This is a genomic window from Pseudomonas sp. UC 17F4, assembly GCF_900101695.1.
GTDB lineage: Bacteria > Pseudomonadota > Gammaproteobacteria > Pseudomonadales > Pseudomonadaceae > Aquipseudomonas.
Genome location: NZ_FNKV01000001.1, coordinates 1,867,064 through 1,881,491 on the forward strand (window position 1 = coordinate 1,867,064; position 14,428 = coordinate 1,881,491).

At 63.7% G+C, this 14,428-nt stretch carries 15 protein-coding genes and 1 pseudogene; 8 read left to right on the forward strand and 8 right to left on the reverse strand.

Annotated elements, in window-relative coordinates; genetic code table 11:
- The first annotated feature begins 66 nt into the window (after positions 1–66).
- On the forward strand, positions 67–699 hold the full coding sequence (locus BLR26_RS08685) for a TetR family transcriptional regulator (RefSeq protein WP_045197509.1): 633 nt from the start codon (positions 67–69) through the stop codon (positions 697–699).
- A 49-nt stretch (positions 700–748) separates the two neighbouring features.
- On the opposite strand, the gene BLR26_RS08690 is transcribed toward BLR26_RS08685, so the two are convergent.
- Both BLR26_RS08690 and pobA read right to left on the reverse strand, forming a co-directional pair.
- Positions 749–2,206: an MDR family MFS transporter gene (locus BLR26_RS08690; RefSeq protein ID WP_371128637.1), complete on the reverse strand. Its 1,458-nt coding sequence runs from the start codon at positions 2,204–2,206 to the stop codon at positions 749–751.
- Between the two features lie 78 nt (positions 2,207–2,284).
- Positions 2,285–3,478, reverse strand: a complete 1,194-nt coding sequence (pobA, locus tag BLR26_RS08695; RefSeq protein WP_093379954.1) for a 4-hydroxybenzoate 3-monooxygenase — start codon at positions 3,476–3,478, stop codon at positions 2,285–2,287.
- A 168-nt stretch (positions 3,479–3,646) separates the two neighbouring features.
- On the opposite strand from pobA, the gene BLR26_RS08700 reads away from it, so the two are divergent.
- Positions 3,647–4,525, forward strand: coding sequence for a helix-turn-helix domain-containing protein (locus tag BLR26_RS08700; RefSeq protein WP_093379957.1), 879 nt, complete (start codon positions 3,647–3,649; stop codon positions 4,523–4,525).
- On the opposite strand, the gene BLR26_RS27290 is transcribed toward BLR26_RS08700, so the two are convergent.
- The gene (locus BLR26_RS27290; RefSeq protein WP_176794223.1) at positions 4,518–4,691 is read right to left on the reverse strand and encodes a hypothetical protein; all 174 of its coding nucleotides are present in this window, start codon (positions 4,689–4,691) and stop codon (positions 4,518–4,520) included. The genes BLR26_RS08700 and BLR26_RS27290 overlap by 8 nt on opposite strands.
- 71 nt (positions 4,692–4,762) lie before the next feature.
- Positions 4,763–5,671, reverse strand: a complete 909-nt coding sequence (locus BLR26_RS08705; RefSeq protein ID WP_045197516.1) for a LysR family transcriptional regulator — start codon at positions 5,669–5,671, stop codon at positions 4,763–4,765.
- Positions 5,672–5,776: 105 nt separating this feature from the next.
- Here BLR26_RS08705 and BLR26_RS08710 point away from each other — a divergent pair, with 105 nt between their 5' ends.
- Both BLR26_RS08710 and BLR26_RS08715 read left to right on the forward strand, forming a co-directional pair.
- Positions 5,777–6,658 (forward strand): MBL fold metallo-hydrolase, encoded by an 882-nt coding sequence (locus tag BLR26_RS08710; RefSeq protein ID WP_093379960.1) that lies wholly within the window; start codon positions 5,777–5,779, stop codon positions 6,656–6,658.
- A gap of 30 nt (positions 6,659–6,688) precedes the next feature.
- Positions 6,689–7,303, forward strand: coding sequence for an NAD(P)-dependent oxidoreductase (locus BLR26_RS08715; RefSeq protein ID WP_093379963.1), 615 nt, complete (start codon positions 6,689–6,691; stop codon positions 7,301–7,303).
- On the opposite strand, the gene BLR26_RS08720 is transcribed toward BLR26_RS08715, so the two are convergent.
- The gene (locus BLR26_RS08720) at positions 7,297–8,178 is read right to left on the reverse strand and encodes a LysR substrate-binding domain-containing protein (protein ID WP_093379966.1); all 882 of its coding nucleotides are present in this window, start codon (positions 8,176–8,178) and stop codon (positions 7,297–7,299) included. The genes BLR26_RS08715 and BLR26_RS08720 overlap by 7 nt on opposite strands.
- A 113-nt stretch (positions 8,179–8,291) precedes the next feature.
- Between BLR26_RS08720 and BLR26_RS08725 the strand changes: the two genes are divergently transcribed.
- Together BLR26_RS08725 and BLR26_RS08730 are read left to right on the forward strand one after the other, a co-directional pair.
- Positions 8,292–9,929, forward strand: coding sequence for a 5-guanidino-2-oxopentanoate decarboxylase (locus tag BLR26_RS08725; RefSeq protein ID WP_093379969.1), 1,638 nt, complete (start codon positions 8,292–8,294; stop codon positions 9,927–9,929).
- The gene (locus tag BLR26_RS08730; protein ID WP_093379972.1) at positions 9,926–11,359 is read left to right on the forward strand and encodes an aldehyde dehydrogenase family protein; all 1,434 of its coding nucleotides are present in this window, start codon (positions 9,926–9,928) and stop codon (positions 11,357–11,359) included. The genes BLR26_RS08725 and BLR26_RS08730 overlap by 4 nt, the downstream gene beginning before the upstream one ends.
- A gap of 110 nt (positions 11,360–11,469) precedes the next feature.
- On the opposite strand, the gene BLR26_RS08735 is transcribed toward BLR26_RS08730, so the two are convergent.
- Entirely contained in the window at positions 11,470–12,399 is a 930-nt protein-coding gene (locus tag BLR26_RS08735) for an AraC family transcriptional regulator (RefSeq protein ID WP_045197533.1), read from the reverse strand.
- 203 nt (positions 12,400–12,602) lie between these two features.
- Between BLR26_RS08735 and BLR26_RS08740 the strand changes: the two genes are divergently transcribed.
- Positions 12,603–12,911, forward strand: a complete 309-nt coding sequence (locus BLR26_RS08740; protein ID WP_045197535.1) for an antibiotic biosynthesis monooxygenase family protein — start codon at positions 12,603–12,605, stop codon at positions 12,909–12,911.
- Positions 12,912–12,949: 38 nt separating this feature from the next.
- Entirely contained in the window at positions 12,950–13,192 is a 243-nt protein-coding gene (locus tag BLR26_RS08745) for a hypothetical protein (RefSeq protein WP_045197538.1), read from the forward strand.
- Here the strand turns inward: BLR26_RS08745 and BLR26_RS08750 are convergent.
- Both BLR26_RS08750 and BLR26_RS08755 read right to left on the reverse strand, forming a co-directional pair.
- Positions 13,182–13,793, reverse strand: coding sequence for a flavin reductase family protein (locus tag BLR26_RS08750; RefSeq protein WP_045197540.1), 612 nt, complete (start codon positions 13,791–13,793; stop codon positions 13,182–13,184). The two genes, BLR26_RS08745 and BLR26_RS08750, sit on opposite strands and share 11 nt — an antisense overlap.
- A 116-nt stretch (positions 13,794–13,909) precedes the next feature.
- A pseudogene (locus BLR26_RS08755) lies at positions 13,910–14,155 on the reverse strand (hypothetical protein); the annotation flags it as partial.
- Positions 14,156–14,428: the final 273 nt, after the last annotated feature.

Below are 14,428 nucleotides of genomic sequence, written 5' to 3' on the forward strand. Positions count from 1 at the left end.
AGGCTGACCCGGCCCGACTCCCAGGCACCCTGCGTGCGTGCCCGGGCCTGATGAGGTTGTACTGCCATGGTCCGTCGAACCAAAGAAGAAGCCCAGGAAACCCGCGCCCAGATTCTCGAAGCTGCGGAAAAGGCCTTCTACAAGCGCGGGGTAGCGCGTACCACCCTGGCCGATATCGCCAAGGAGGCGGGTGTGACCCGCGGTGCTATCTACTGGCACTTCAACGACAAGGCCGAACTGGTGCAGGCCATGCTCGACAGCCTGCACGAGCCGCTGGACGCCCTGGCCCGGGCCAGCGAAAGCGAGGATGAACTCGACCCGCTCGGCTGCATGCGCAAGCTGCTGGTACGCTTGATGCACCAGATGGTGCTCGATCCGAAGACCCGGCGAATCAATGAAATTCTGCATCACAAATGCGAGTTCACCGATGATATGTGCGAGATCCGCCAGCAACGGCAGGCCTCGACGATCGAATGTCATGCCCATATTGCGTTGTCGCTGGGCAATGCAGTCAAGCGCGGGCAACTGCCCGCCGACGTGGACCCAGAGCGCGCAGCGCTGGCCATCTATGCCTATATAGACGGACTGATTCGCCGCTGGCTACTGCTGCCCGACAGCTTCGACCTGCTCAACCAGGCCGAGCAGTGGATCGATACCGGGCTGGATATGCTGCGCTTGAGCCCCGCCTTGCGCAAATGAGACTTTGTGAAGCTTTGTGATCATTTGTTTCCACGTCAGTTATAAGGTCTTACGGGCGGCCGCGCAATTGTCTGTCAGGCAAGGCCAGCGCCGCCGTCAGCCCCAGCAGTGAAACTGCCGCGCTGCCGAGCAGCAGGTTGCGAAAGGTCAGCAGCAATTCAGCCTGCATTGCCGCGGTCGGTTCGCCGGCCTGCAGGCTGCCAAGCAGGGCATCGCCGGCCAGGCTCAAGCCGCCCCGGGCCAGCATCGCCAGCAACAGGGTGGACATGATAGCCACGCCCATGGCCCCGCCCAGTGAGCGGAACAGGTTGGTGGTACTGGTGGCCACGCCGATATCTCGCGGTTCTACCGCACTCTGGGTTGCCACCAGCGAGGTGGGGAACTGCAGGCCCGAGGCAATGCCGGTCAACAACATGAACACGCCACTGAACCAGGCTGCCTGCGGCGGGCTGAAGGCCATGCCGACGATGGCAAACGGCATCAGCAGTGCGCCGCCGAGAATCTGCGGTTTGTAGCGCCCTGTGTGCGAAGTCATGCGGCCGCCACAATAAGCGCCGATGGGCAAGCCGATGGCCAGCGGCAGCAGGTGCAACGCGGCGCTGTCGGCGCCGGCACCGGTGATGCTCTGGTAGCGCAGCGGCATCAGCATGGTCAGCGAGATGGCCTGGAAGCTGGTAAAGAAAATCGTGCACCAGCACAGGGTGGCGATGCGATTGGCGAACAGCTTGAGCGGCAGCAGCGGTTCGGCGGTTCGCTGTTCATGCAGTACGAACAGCAGCAGGCCGATCAGCGCACAGCCGAGCAGGCTGGCCACTTGCGCAGAATCCCAGGGCTGGCCCTGGCCGATCAGGGTGATGCCCAGCAGCAGGCTGCCCAGGCCAAGAATCAGCAGCGCGGCGCCGAGGTAATCGACCTGCGCCTTGCGTGTAGGCACCTGCAGGCTGCGCAGGGCTCGGCGGGTCACCCACCAGGCGGTCAGGCCCAGCGGCAGGTTGAGCCAGAACACCCAGCGCCACGACAGGTATTCGGTGAGTATTCCGCCCAGCACCGGCCCGGCGACACTGGCCAGGGCGTACATGCTGCTGAAATAGCCCTGGTAACGGCCGCGTTCGCGCGGCGGCACGAAGTCGCCGATGATCGCCTGGCTGACCGAGACCATGCCGCCGGCGCCGATACCCTGCAGCACCCGCGCCAGCACCAGTTGCTCCATGTTCTGCGCCAGTGCGCAGAAGATCGACGCCAGGGTAAACAGCGCAGTGCCGGTAAGAATCATCCGCCGCCGGCCGTACAAGTCGCCGAGCTTGCCGTAGATCGGCACCGCTACGGTCATGGCCACCATGTAGCCGGAAATCACCCAGGCGAGCAGGCCGACGTCGTTGAATTGCGCCGAAATCGCCGGCATCGACACGGCGACGATGGTCTGGTCGAGGGCGCCGAGGAAGATCGCCAGCATCAGCGCGACGAGCACGCTGCGCAGCACCGGTTGCGGAGTGTTCAGTTGAGTCACGGGCCAGCTCGGGGGCAGGTGAAGCCCGCAGCCGTTACGCTGCGGGAACAGGTGCTGACCAGTCTACTCGATAGCTTGCTAAGCGTCTTCTTCGATTGGCTCGTAGGGCAGGCCGACGTAGTTTTCTGCCAGTGTTGTGCGACCGGCTGCGGAGCTCACGTAATACTCAAGCTCGGTTTGCTGGATACGCTGGCTGAAGGCGTCGCTGTCCGGGAATCGATGCAGCATGGAGGTCATCCACCAGGAAAACCGTTCGGCTTTCCAGATCCGCCGCAGGCAGATCTGCGAGTAGCGCTCGAGCAGATCGGTGCGACCTTCGCCGTAGACCTTGCGCAGGATGTTGTACAAGGTGCTGACATCGCTGGCCGCCAGGTTCAGGCCCTTGGCGCCGGTGGGCGGGACGATGTGCGCGGCGTCTCCGAGCAGGAACAGCTTGCCGTACTGCATGGGTTCGACGACGAAGCTGCGCAGCGGCGCGATGCTTTTCTCGATTGACGGGCCGGTCACCAGGCGCTCGGCAAGATCCGTGGGCAGGCGCGATTTCAGTTCAGTCCAGAAGCGCTCATCGGACCAGTCCTCGACCTTTTCTTCAGCCGCCACCTGCACGTAATAGCGAGTGCGTGTCGGTGAGCGCATGCTGCACAGGGCGAAGCCGCGCTCGTGGCGGGCGTACACCAGTTCGTCGCTGACCGGCGGGGTATCGGCCAGCACGCCGAGCCAGCCGAACGGGTAGACCCGCTCGAAAATCTTCAGCGCCTCGGCGGGAATCGATTGCCGGGCGATGCCGTGGTAGCCGTCGCAGCCAGCAATGTAGTCGCAGTCCAGGCGAAGCACTTCGCCGTTTTTTTCGAAGGTCAGGTAAGGGTGCTCGGACTTCAGATCATGGGGCCGGACGTTGTCGGCTTGATAGACCGTCACGGCGCCGCAGGCCTGGCGCGCTTGCATCAGGTCACGGGTGACTTCGGTCTGGCCGTAGATCATCACCCCTTTGCCGCCGGTCAGGCCCTTGAGGTCGATGTGTTCGCGGCGCCCGTCGAAGGCCAGTTCAAAACCGCTGTGGGGCAGGCCTTCGGCGTCCATGCGCGCACCGACGCCGGCTTCGCGCAGCAATTGGACCATGCCTTGTTCCAGCACCCCGGCACGGATGCGCCCGAGCACGTAGTCGGCGCTCTGGCGCTCGACGATGACGTTGGCAATCCCGGCCTTGTGCAGCAACTGGCCGAGCAGCAGTCCGGCAGGGCCGGCACCGATAATGGCGACTTGAGTCTTCATGGTTGTTATCCCAGGCAAGCTTCAGCGCAGGGCCGAAAGCAGCTTATGATTGTTGTGCTTGCATTTTTCGCTTGGAAAGACGGGCGAAGAAGGGATAAAAACCGCAGGAAGCAGGACTTTTCACTAATCAGTGCGATTATCGGGCATTGCCCTGGAGCCAGTTGATCAATGAGCAAGGCGTCGATACCGGTATTCAAACTGTATGGCGAACAGTTGCAGTGGCCGACCCCGGACCTGCTGCACTGCGAGTCGATCCCGGCGCGCAGCCGCTTGCACGACTGGGAAATCGAGCCCCATCGGCACGCCGATCTGTGCCAACTGCTGTTCCTTTATGCCGGCCAGGCCGAGATCGAAGTCGAAGGCCAGGTGCGGCGTCTGGAGCAGGCGGCGATCCAGGTGGTACCGGCGCTGTGCGTGCACGGCTTTCGTTTTTCCAGCGATGTCGACGGCTACGTGGTGACGCTGGCGGCGCCGCTGGTCAACCTGCTGCACACGCAACTGGCCGGCGCACCAGCGGCCCTGGCCCAGGCCGGCACCTACCTGGCAGGCGACGATCGCAACTATCTCTACAGCCTGTTCAGCGCCTTGCAGCAGGAGTACCAGCGGGACCTGCCCGGGCGCGATTTGCAGTTGCGCTCATTGATAAACCTGTTGGTGGTGTGGATCAGTCGCCAATGTTTGCAGCGTCATGGCCAAGGCCTGGCGGTGGCACGCGGACGTGAGTATCTGGAGCGCTTCAACGCGCTGGTCGAGCAGCAGTTTCGTCAGCAGCCGAGCGTCGAGGCGCTGGCCCATGAGGTGGGGATTTCGGTGGCGCACCTGAACAGCATCTGCCGCGAACTGGCCGGGCAGTCGGCCTTGCAGATCATCCATCAACGCCTGTTGCTTGAAGCCAAGCGCGAGCTGATCTACACCAGCCTGAGCATCAAGCAACTGGCCGACAGCCTGGGCTTTGCCGACCCTGCGTATTTCTCGCGGTTCTTCCGCCGCCTGACCGGCAAGGCGCCCAGTGACTTTCGTCACCAGCCCGGGCAATCACCTACTTGAGTGCGCTCAGCGTCGCGGTGTGCGGCACGCAGTGCGCCAGGCTGCAACTGGCGGCGGAGTAGGGCTGATTGCGGATCTGTTCAACCCGCCAGGCGGCGGTGGCATACAAGCCGACCACAGCGGCCATGGCACAGATAACGGCGCATTTTCTGGATTTGACGCCCATGATGCTCACCTCCTGCCAACCACCTACAGGTGCTATTCAAAGCATAGGTCAGCTTGGCCGGGTGTGCCCGTCTAGAGCAGGTCCTGGTCCCAGATAGGCTCGGCGGTAAAGCGCTCGGCGAGAAAGTCGAGCATGCTGCGCAGGGTCGCCGGCATGTGCTTGCGCGAGGTGTACACAGCGTTGAGGTTCAGCTCGCGCGGCTTGGCCCGGGGCAGCAGGCGAACCAGCTCGCCACTGCGCAGGGCGCCGGCAGCCTGGTAGGTCGGCAGCATGGCCACACCGGCGCCAGCCAGCGCCGCCCGTTGCAGGGTCATGGCTTCGTTGGCGCTGATGTTGCCTTGCACCGGTACCGACACCACCTCGCCAGCCACGTCGAAATGCCACAGGCTGCGACCGAAGTAAGAATGGGTCAGGCAGTTGTGCTGGCTGAGCTCCTGCACCTGCTGCGGCGCCGGGTGCTGGCGCAGGTAGGCGGGCGAGGCGCAGATCACCGAGCGGCATACGCTCAGGCGCCGGGCGATCAGGTTCGGGTCCAGGTCGTTGCTGGTGCGGATCGCCAGGTCGATGCGCTCATCCACCAGGTTCACCGTGCGGTCGAGCATCTGCAGGTCGATCTTTACCCCGGGATAGCGTTTGACGTAGTCGGCTACGGCGTCCATCAACTGTGCCTGGCCGAACGAGGTGCTGACGCTGATGCGCAACTCGCCGCGCGGCGCATCGTTGGGGGTACTGACCGCGGCCTGCAGGTCGCCGGCAAGCTCGAGCATCTGCCGGCAGCGCGGCAGGGTTTCCTGGCCGGCGGCGGTCAGGCTCAGGCGCCTGGTGGTGCGCTGCATCAGGCGCGCGCCGACCCAGTCCTCAAGCTCGGCCAGGTAGCGGGAAACCACCGGCCGGGAGAGTTCCAGGTGGTCGGCGGCAGCCGATTGGCTGCCCAGGTCGACCACGCTGACGAAGACCCGCATTGCTGTCAGACGATCCATGATTTGCCCGCTTTCAGAAACAAACTAATCCTAAGCATCGCATTTTTTGTGACGGATCGTGCAACTAAGCTGTTGCTCATTGCCCACTTCACAGGAATCACCTTGATGCCTCGTTCGTTCTCCCTGCGCCGCTTGTTGCTCGCCTTTGCCACCCTTGGGGTCATGGCCCAGGCTTCGGCCGCCGAGCCGCTGAACCTGGATGTCTACAATCCGGGTAGCAATGCCCTGTTTCCGGTCAGTTCGGTGATCGTCAGCGGCAAGCATGACGCCATCCTCGTTGACGCCCAGTTCGGCAAGGCCCAGGCCGAACAGGTACTGGCCAAGCTGCAAGCGAGCGGCAAGCAACTGACCACTATCTATATCAGCCACGGTGACCCGGACTACTACTTCGGCCTGCCGACCCTGACCGACGCCTACCCCAAGGCCAAAGTCGTGGCCTCGGCGGCGACCGTCGCCCATATCAAGCAGACCATGGATGGCAAGCTGGCCTACTGGGGCCCGCAGATGGGCGCCGACAAGCCGGCGAAGCTGATCGTGCCGCAAGTGCTGCAAGGTACCGAGCTCAAGCTTGAAGGCCAGCGCCTGCAAGTGGTTGGCCTCGACGGCCCGCAACCGGACCGCAGTTTCGTGTGGATTCCGTCGATCAAGGCGGTGGTCGGTGGCGTGGTAGTCGCCGAGAACCTGCACGTGTGGATGGCCGACACGCAGTCGGCGCAATCGCACAAGGACTGGCTGGCGACCCTCAAGCGTATCGAGCAGCTCAAGCCCGACACCGTGATTCCTGGCCACTACCTGGGCCAGAGCAGCCGTTCGCTCAAGGCGGTGCAGTTCACTGCGGACTATATCCGGGCCTTCGACGAAGAAACCGCCAAGGCTGGCAACGCCGCCGAACTGATCGCGGCGATGAAAAAACGTTACCCGGACCTGGGCGAAGAGAGCTCGCTGGAGCTCGGCGCCAAGGTCGCCAAGGGCGAGATGAAGTGGTAAGCGTTGTTCAATCCTGACTGGAGAATGTCCATGAGCAAGATCGCAATCATTGGGGCTACCGGCCGTGCTGGCACCCAGTTGCTGGAAGAGGCCCTGCGCCGCGGCCACAGCGTTACCGCCATTGCCCGAGACCCGTCGAAACTGCAGGGGCGTGAGAGGGTGAAAAGCGTGGCGCTGGACGTCAGCGATGCCGCCGCCCTTGAACAGGCAGTCGCTGGCCACGACGTGGTACTGAGCGCCGCACACTTTTCCAGCATCAAGCCGCAGGCCATCATCGAGCCGGTCAAGCGCGCCGGGGTCAAGCGCCTGCTGGTAGTAGGCGGGGCCGGCAGCCTGTTGCTGCCGTCGGGGCACAAGGTCATAGACAGCCCGGACTTTCCCGAGGCCTACAAGGCTGAAGCCACCGCCGGCGGCCACTACCTTGACACTCTGCGTCAGGAACAGGAACTGGACTGGAGCTTCCTCTCGCCTTCGGCCGAGTTCGTCGAAGGTGAGCGCCGCGGCGCTTACAAACTGGGCAAGGATCACCTGCTGATCGGCGCCGACGGCAAGAGCTGGATCAGCTTTGCCGACTACGCTATCGCCATGCTCGATGAAGTAGAGAAACCGGCACACTCGCGCCAGCGCTTCACCGTCGGTTACTGAGGCACCTGGGCCTGCTCGCACAACCAGGCGAGCAGCTCCAGCAAAGCCGCTGAAGCCGACCCTTGCGGTCGCACCAGGTAATAGGCCTGGCCAGTGCTGACCTTGAGCGGGAACGGCATCACCAGCCGTCCGCACTTGAGGTCATCACCGATCAGCGACCAGTCGCCGATGGCCACCCCGGTGCCCTGAGAGGCCATGGACATGGCCATGTCCAGGGTTTCGAAATGCTGGCCCTTGCCCTGCCGGGGCAGGTTCGCCCCGGCGGCATCGAGCCAGGCATTCCAGTCGCGCTGGTCGCGGGTCGGGTGCAGGAGCATGTGCTGATCAAGGTCGGCGACCTGTTGCAAGGGCAGGGCGCCGCTCAGCAGTTGCGGCGCGCACACCGGCGTCAGTTGTTCATCAAAGAGCTTCTGGGTCTGTAGGCCATGGTTGGGCCGGGCGCCATAGACCACCCCCGCATCGAACACTTCCCGACGAAAATCCACCCCGTGCTGCACCGTGGTGGTCAGCTCCACCGGCACGTCCGGGCGCAGCGCCTGCCATTCCATCAGCCGTGGCAGCAGCCAGCGCATCACGCAGGTCGGGGCTTTGAGCTGCAAGGTGGTACTGCGCGCCCCGACCTGCTGCACGCCTTCCTCGATCAGGGCGAACACCTGCTGCACCCGCGGCAGCCAGTCCTGGCCTTCGCGGGTCAGGCTCAGGCCGCGGGCCTGACGCAGGAACAGCGGATAACCCAGGTGCTCTTCAAGGCCGGCAATCTGCCGGCTCACCGCACCCTGGGTGATGTGCAGCAATTGCGCGGCGCGGGTGAAGTTGCAGCACTGGGCGGTGACCAGAAAGGTGTGCAGCGCAGGCAATGGAGGCAGGCGTTTCATCAGCTTGAGCCATGACTTGGGAACATGGCTAGTATGAGCTTTTTTGCATTGTGCAGGTAGCCGTCGGGCGGTCCAATACAGGCTGTTTCCCGAACAATTACAGGCACACGATCATGGCGACTTGCGGCGAAGTACTGGTCAAACTCCTTGAAGGCTATGGCGTAGACCATGTCTTTGGAATTCCCGGCGTGCATACCGTGGAACTCTATCGCGGGCTGGCAGGCTCGAGCATCCGCCACATCACTCCGCGCCACGAGCAAGGCGCCGGTTTCATGGCTGACGGCTATGCCCGTACCCGTGGCAAGCCGGGTGTGTGCTTCATCATCACCGGCCCGGGCATGACCAACATCACCACCGCCATGGGCCAGGCCTATGCCGATTCGATCCCGATGCTGGTGATCTCCAGCGTGCAGTCGCGCGACCAGCTGGGTGGTGGGCGCGGCAAGCTGCACGAGTTGCCGGCGCAGGGCAACCTGGTGGCCGGTGTGGCGGCGTTTTCCCACACGCTGATGAGCGCCGATGACCTGCCGTCGGTGCTGGCCCGTGCCTTTGCCGTGTTCGATGGCGCCCGGCCACGCCCGGTGCATATCGAGATTCCGCTGGATGTACTGGTCGAAGACGCCGATCACCTGCTGGCCTGTGCCCCGGTGCGCATCGCCCGTGCTGGCGCCGCGCCTGCGCCGGTTGCGCAAATGGCCGCCATGCTCGCTGCCGCCCGGCGGCCACTGATTCTCGCCGGAGGTGGCGCCATTGACGCCAGCGCCGCGCTGACTCGCCTGGCTGAATACCTGCAGGCCCCGGTAGCGCTGACCATCAACGCCAAGGGCGTACTGCCGGCCAGCCACCCGCTGCAGATCGGCTCGACCCAGTCGCTGGTGGCCACCCGCGCCCTGGTCGCCGAGGCCGATGTGGTGCTGGCGATCGGTACCGAGCTTGCCGAGACCGACTACGACGTGACCTTCAAGGGCGGTTTCGAGATCCCCGGTGAGCTGCTGCGCATCGACATCGACCCCGACCAGACCGTGCGCAACTACCCGCCGAAGGTCGCTTTGGTCGCCGATTCGACCATCGCCACCCAGGCCCTGCTGGTCGCCCTGGCCGAGCAACCGGCCCCGGTGCGCGGCGCCGAATGGGGTGCGGCCCGTGCCGCGCACCTGCGTGAGGTGCTGCAAGCCGAGCGCGACCTGCCGATGCGCAGCCAGACGCGCATGCTCACAACCCTCCTCGAAACCCTGCCCGGCGCAGTGCTGGTCGGCGATTCGACACAGCCGGTGTACACCGGCAACCTGACCCTGGACATGGACCAACCGCGGCGTTGGTTCAACGCCTCGACCGGCTACGGTACCCTCGGTTACGCCCTGCCGGCAGCCATGGGCGCCTGGCTGGGTAGCGCTGAAGTGGCGGCCGAGCGCGCGCCGGTGGTGTGCCTGATCGGTGACGGTGGCTTGCAGTTCACCCTGCCGGAGCTGGCCAGTGCCCGTGAGGCGCAGGTGCCGCTGATCGTGCTGTTGTGGAACAACCAGGGCTACGAAGAGATCAAGCGCTACATGGTCAACCGCGCCATCGAACCGGTCGGTGTCGACATCTACACCCCTGACTTTATTGGCGTGGCCAAGGCCCTGGGCTGCAGCGCCGAATCGGTGGGTGACCTTGCCCGGTTGCGTGAAGCCTTGCGCCAGGCTTGCGATCGCAAAGGCCCGAGCCTGATCGAAATCGACCAGGCCACCTGGATGCAGGCGGTGCCCGCATGATCAAGCTGCCTGGCATCTATATCGAAGGCGTCTGGCAGCATGGCCCGCAAGCGCTGGCGGTAATCAACCCGAGCAACGAGCAGGTGCTGGCGGAAGTTGCCGGGGGTGACACTGAAGCCGTCGAACGGGCAACGCTGGCTGCCCAGGCTGCGTTTGTTGAGTGGTCCACCTCCAGCGGGCCGACCCGTGCGGCGATCTTGCGGGCCATTGCCGAGGGCGTCGAAGCGCGCCGCGAGCGCCTGGTGCAGTTGCAAGCCAGCAACAACGGCAAGCCGCTGGCTGAAGCCCATATCGATGTCGATGATGTCGTCGCCACTTTCCGCTATTACGCGGAGCTTGCCGATAACCTCGGGCGTGACCGCTCGGTGGCGCTGCCCAGCGAAGACTTTGTCGCCCGGGTGCGCCGTGAACCGTGCGGCGTGGTCGGCTTGATCGTGCCGTGGAACTTCCCCATGGTCACTACCGCCTGGAAGCTCGCGCCAGCCCTGGCGGCCGGCTGCTGCGTGGTGCTCAAACCGTCGGAAGTCACGCCGCTGGCCGAGCTGGAACTGGCGGCAATCATCGCCGAAGCGGGGCTACCGCACGGGGTGTTCAACCTGGTCTGTGGTACTGGCCTTGCAGTGGGCGCGCCGCTGGCGGCCGATCCGCGTGTTGCCAAGATTTCCTTCACCGGCAGCAATGCGGTGGGTGTGCAGGTCATGCAGCGAGCGGCGGAAACGGTCAAGGGCGTGAGCCTTGAGCTGGGCGGCAAGTCGCCGTTGCTGGTGCTCGAGGACGCCGACCTCGAACTGGCAGTGGAGCTGGCTTGCCTGGGTGGCTTCTTCAATGCCGGGCAGATGTGTTCGGCGACCAGCCGGGTGTTGGTGGCCGAAGCCCTGTACCCGGCATTTATCGATGCCCTGAAGGCCCGCGCCGAAGGGATTCGCGTCGGCGAGCCGTTCAGCGGCGACAGCGAAATGGGGCCGCTGGTCAACCAGGCCCAGTACCAAAGGGTGCAGGCGCATATCGCCGCAGGCCTGCAAGCAGGGGCGCAGTTGCTGTGTGGCGGCTCACGGCCGGCGCAGCTGCCTTGCGGCTATTTTGTCAGCCCGACGGTGTTCACCGAGGTGCCAGTGGACAGCGCCTTGTGGCGAGAGGAAATCTTCGGTCCGGTGCTGTGTGTGCGTTCGTTTGCCACCGAAGCCGAGGCGCTGGCGCTGGCCAACGACACCGAGTTCGGCTTGGTGGCCAGCGTGCTCAGCCGTGACTTGCAGGCTGCCGAGCGGGTTGCCAATGCCTTGCAGGCCGGGCTGGTGTGGATCAACGCGCCGCAGGTGATCTTCCCGCAGACGGCCTGGGGTGGCTACAAGCAGAGCAGCCTGGGACGGGAGCTGGGGCCTTGGGGCTTGAGTGCGTTTCAGGAGATCAAGCACGTAGTCAGGGCGGTGTAGACTTCATCGCGGGTCAAGTCGAGTCGTCGCACCGCCGCTCCCACAGGTTGGGTGCTATGCCCTGAGTGGGAGCGGCGGTGCGGCGATCCGACTTGACCCGCGATAGCTATCTAGAGCGCGCTGCGCAACCTTGCCAGGTCGCGCACCGGCGGCGCCCCATACAAGCGGCTGTACTCGCGGCTGAACTGCGAGGGGCTTTCATAGCCCACCCGATAACCCGCCACTGCCGCCTCCAGCCCGTCATTAAGCATCAGCCGCCGCGCTTCCTGCAGGCGCAACTGCTTCTGGTACTGCAGCGGGCTCATGGACGTCACCGCCTTGAACCGGTGATGCAGGGTCGAAGTACTGAGGTTGACCTCGCGCGCCAGCTCGTCGATGCGCAATGGCCGATCAAAGTGCTGGTTGAGCCATTCGATGGCCTGGCACACCCGGTGGGTCTGGCTGTTGGCCATGGCAATTTCATACAGCCGGTAACCCTGCGGGCCTCGGAGCAGCCGATAGAGAATCTCGCGCTGGATCAGCGGTGCGAGGATCGGGATGTCCTTGGGTGAATCGAGCAAACGAATCAGCCGCAGCAACGCATCGAGCAACAGCGGATCGGTCCGTTCCACATACAGCCCGCGCCCCGATGGCAAGCTCGGTACGCCCAGCGGGCCGGCATCGGCCAGCAGGTTGTTGATCTGCGCCGGGTCGATGTTCAGGCGCACGCCCAGGCTGGGGTTTTCCGGGCTGGCCTCGAGCAGCACGCCGCTGATCGGTAGTGCCACCGACACCACCATGTAATGCAACGGGTCGTACATATAGCGCTCGTCGCCCAGGCACACCTCCTTGCTGCCATGGGCCAGGATGCACAGCGCAGGTTCCGCCAGGGCCGGCATGGAGCGCACGCTTTCTTCGTAGCGCACCAGAAACAGGTCTTCAACCGCCGACTCGACGCCAGCCTGGCGTGGTGCATGGCGCTGGATGAGATCCGCCAGCTCCTGGCGCTGGCGCTCCAGGGCAGGGTCGAGGATCAAGCGGTTGGGGTCGGTAGCGGACATGGGAGCGACTCCTCGGAGAACGACTGCAGGATAGGTTTGTGCAAGCCACGGCGCTAGTCGAAAGCTGCCGCCTGCTTGCCTGATCCTGCAAGGCGCGCAGGATCAGGCAAGCGCTCGACAGGAATCGCCTAACCGCCGCGCAGGCGCGTGGCCTAACCTGTGCAGCCTGGCAATTTCATCTGGCTGCACATGGAGAAACGCTCATGACCTCGGCACAATCGGTCACCCACCTTGCTTTTATCCGCGCCAGCAGTGGTCGTTCAGACGAACTGGGCGAGCGCCTGCGTGATCTGCTGGAACCCTCGCGCCAGGCCCCCGGCTGCCTGAAATTCAGCCTGCAACGCTCCCAGGCCGACGCCGACCTGTGGCTGCTCAGCGGCTTCTGGCGCGATCAGCAATCGATGAGTGGCTACTTCGCTTCACCGACCCTCGAGCTGTTCGGTGAGTTGGTACAGGCGCGGGTGGTCGACAGCCTCGACCTGCATACCTTCGGCGAACCATCTGCAGGTTAGAATGGCGGCTTTCGGCAATTGATGTGGATTCAAGGCACATGGCACGTAAAGAGTTTTCGCAGTTCGAAGCAGTATCGGCAGCCGTACGCGGCGACGACGGTTACCACGCCGCCATCGCCGTCAAAGGCCTGGGCGCCTCCGGGGCGCCGCGCTTTCACAAGGTCTTGCTGGAGCAGACCTTCAAGACCGCATTGGCCGCTGATGAAGCAGCCTGCGCCGAACTTGAACGCCTGCAGGGCGTCGATGACGACGCCGAGCTGCTCTGGCAACTCAGCTGTTGACCTGCGGGCGGGCCATTTTGAACAGGTTGCCCAGCTCGAAGTAATCCGCCGGGCCACCGCCACGCAGGATCGGCTGGCCCGCAGCGGTATCGTAGATACCGTCCTTGAGCAGGTGCTCGGCGATATGCACCGCCACCACTTCACCCAGCACCAGCCAGCTAGGCACCAGTGCCTGGTCGGCACTTTGCAGCTGGATAATCTGGGTCACCTTGCACTCGAACGACACCGGGCTTTCTTGCACCCGCGGCACCGCAATCACCTTTGATGCGACGGGCGTCAGCCCGCTCAGGGCGAATTCGTCGATCTGCGGCGCAACCGCAGCGCAGCTCTGGTTCATGGCCTCGGCCAGCGGCAGGGTGGCCAGGTTCCAGGCGAACTCGCCGGTCTGCTCGATGTTGTTCAAGCTGTCTTTACGCCCGACGCTGGAAAAACCAATGATCGGCGGAATGTAGTTGAAGGCGTTGAAGAAGCTGTAGGGCGCAAGGTTCAGGCGACCTTCGGCGTCCTGGGAGGAAATCCAGCCAATCGGGCGGGGGCCGACGATGGCATTGAACGGATCGTGGGGCAGGCCGTGGCCTTTTGCCGGTTCGTAGTAATACATCTGCGCTGGCCCGAAGGCCTTCCCTGTGAGTAAGCCTCTAGTGTGCCAAGGCTTGGCCTTGCTGAAAATGACTAAGCCCGGCCGAAGCCGGGCTGACTGCGTCGCAGCAGGGGTTAGCTGATGCGGTGGGCCTGGGTGCGATCGAAACCGTCTTCAGCGAATTTGGCGCCGCCAGTGCGATCGAAGCCGTCTTCGGCAAATTTGGCCGCGCCAGTGCGATCAAAACCATCTTCTGCATAAGTGGCCGACTGGCTTTGCATGGCGCTGAAGTTGTGGCCGTTGGTGCGGTCGAAGCCGTCTTCGGCGAATGCATTGGCAGCCAGTACCGAGAAGGCCAGGGTCAGGATCAGTTTGCTTTTCATGGTCGTTGCTCCGAGGTGGTGAGGGGTTGTTTGTTTCTATGGGTTTAATGCTACGCCGATTAAATTGATTAAAAAGCGCAAAAAATAGCGTATAAAAATCGAATAACTAGATGTGTTTGGCGACAGTCCCGCCTTTATCGCGCACCTGTGGGAGCGGGCTTGACCCGCGATGCAGGCAACCCGATCTCCCATGGGTGAACAATGCCCCCCCAGGATTAATCAGTCGTTAAACCGGCCAAAACACTTTTTTCATCAGCCCACTACCGATTTTTC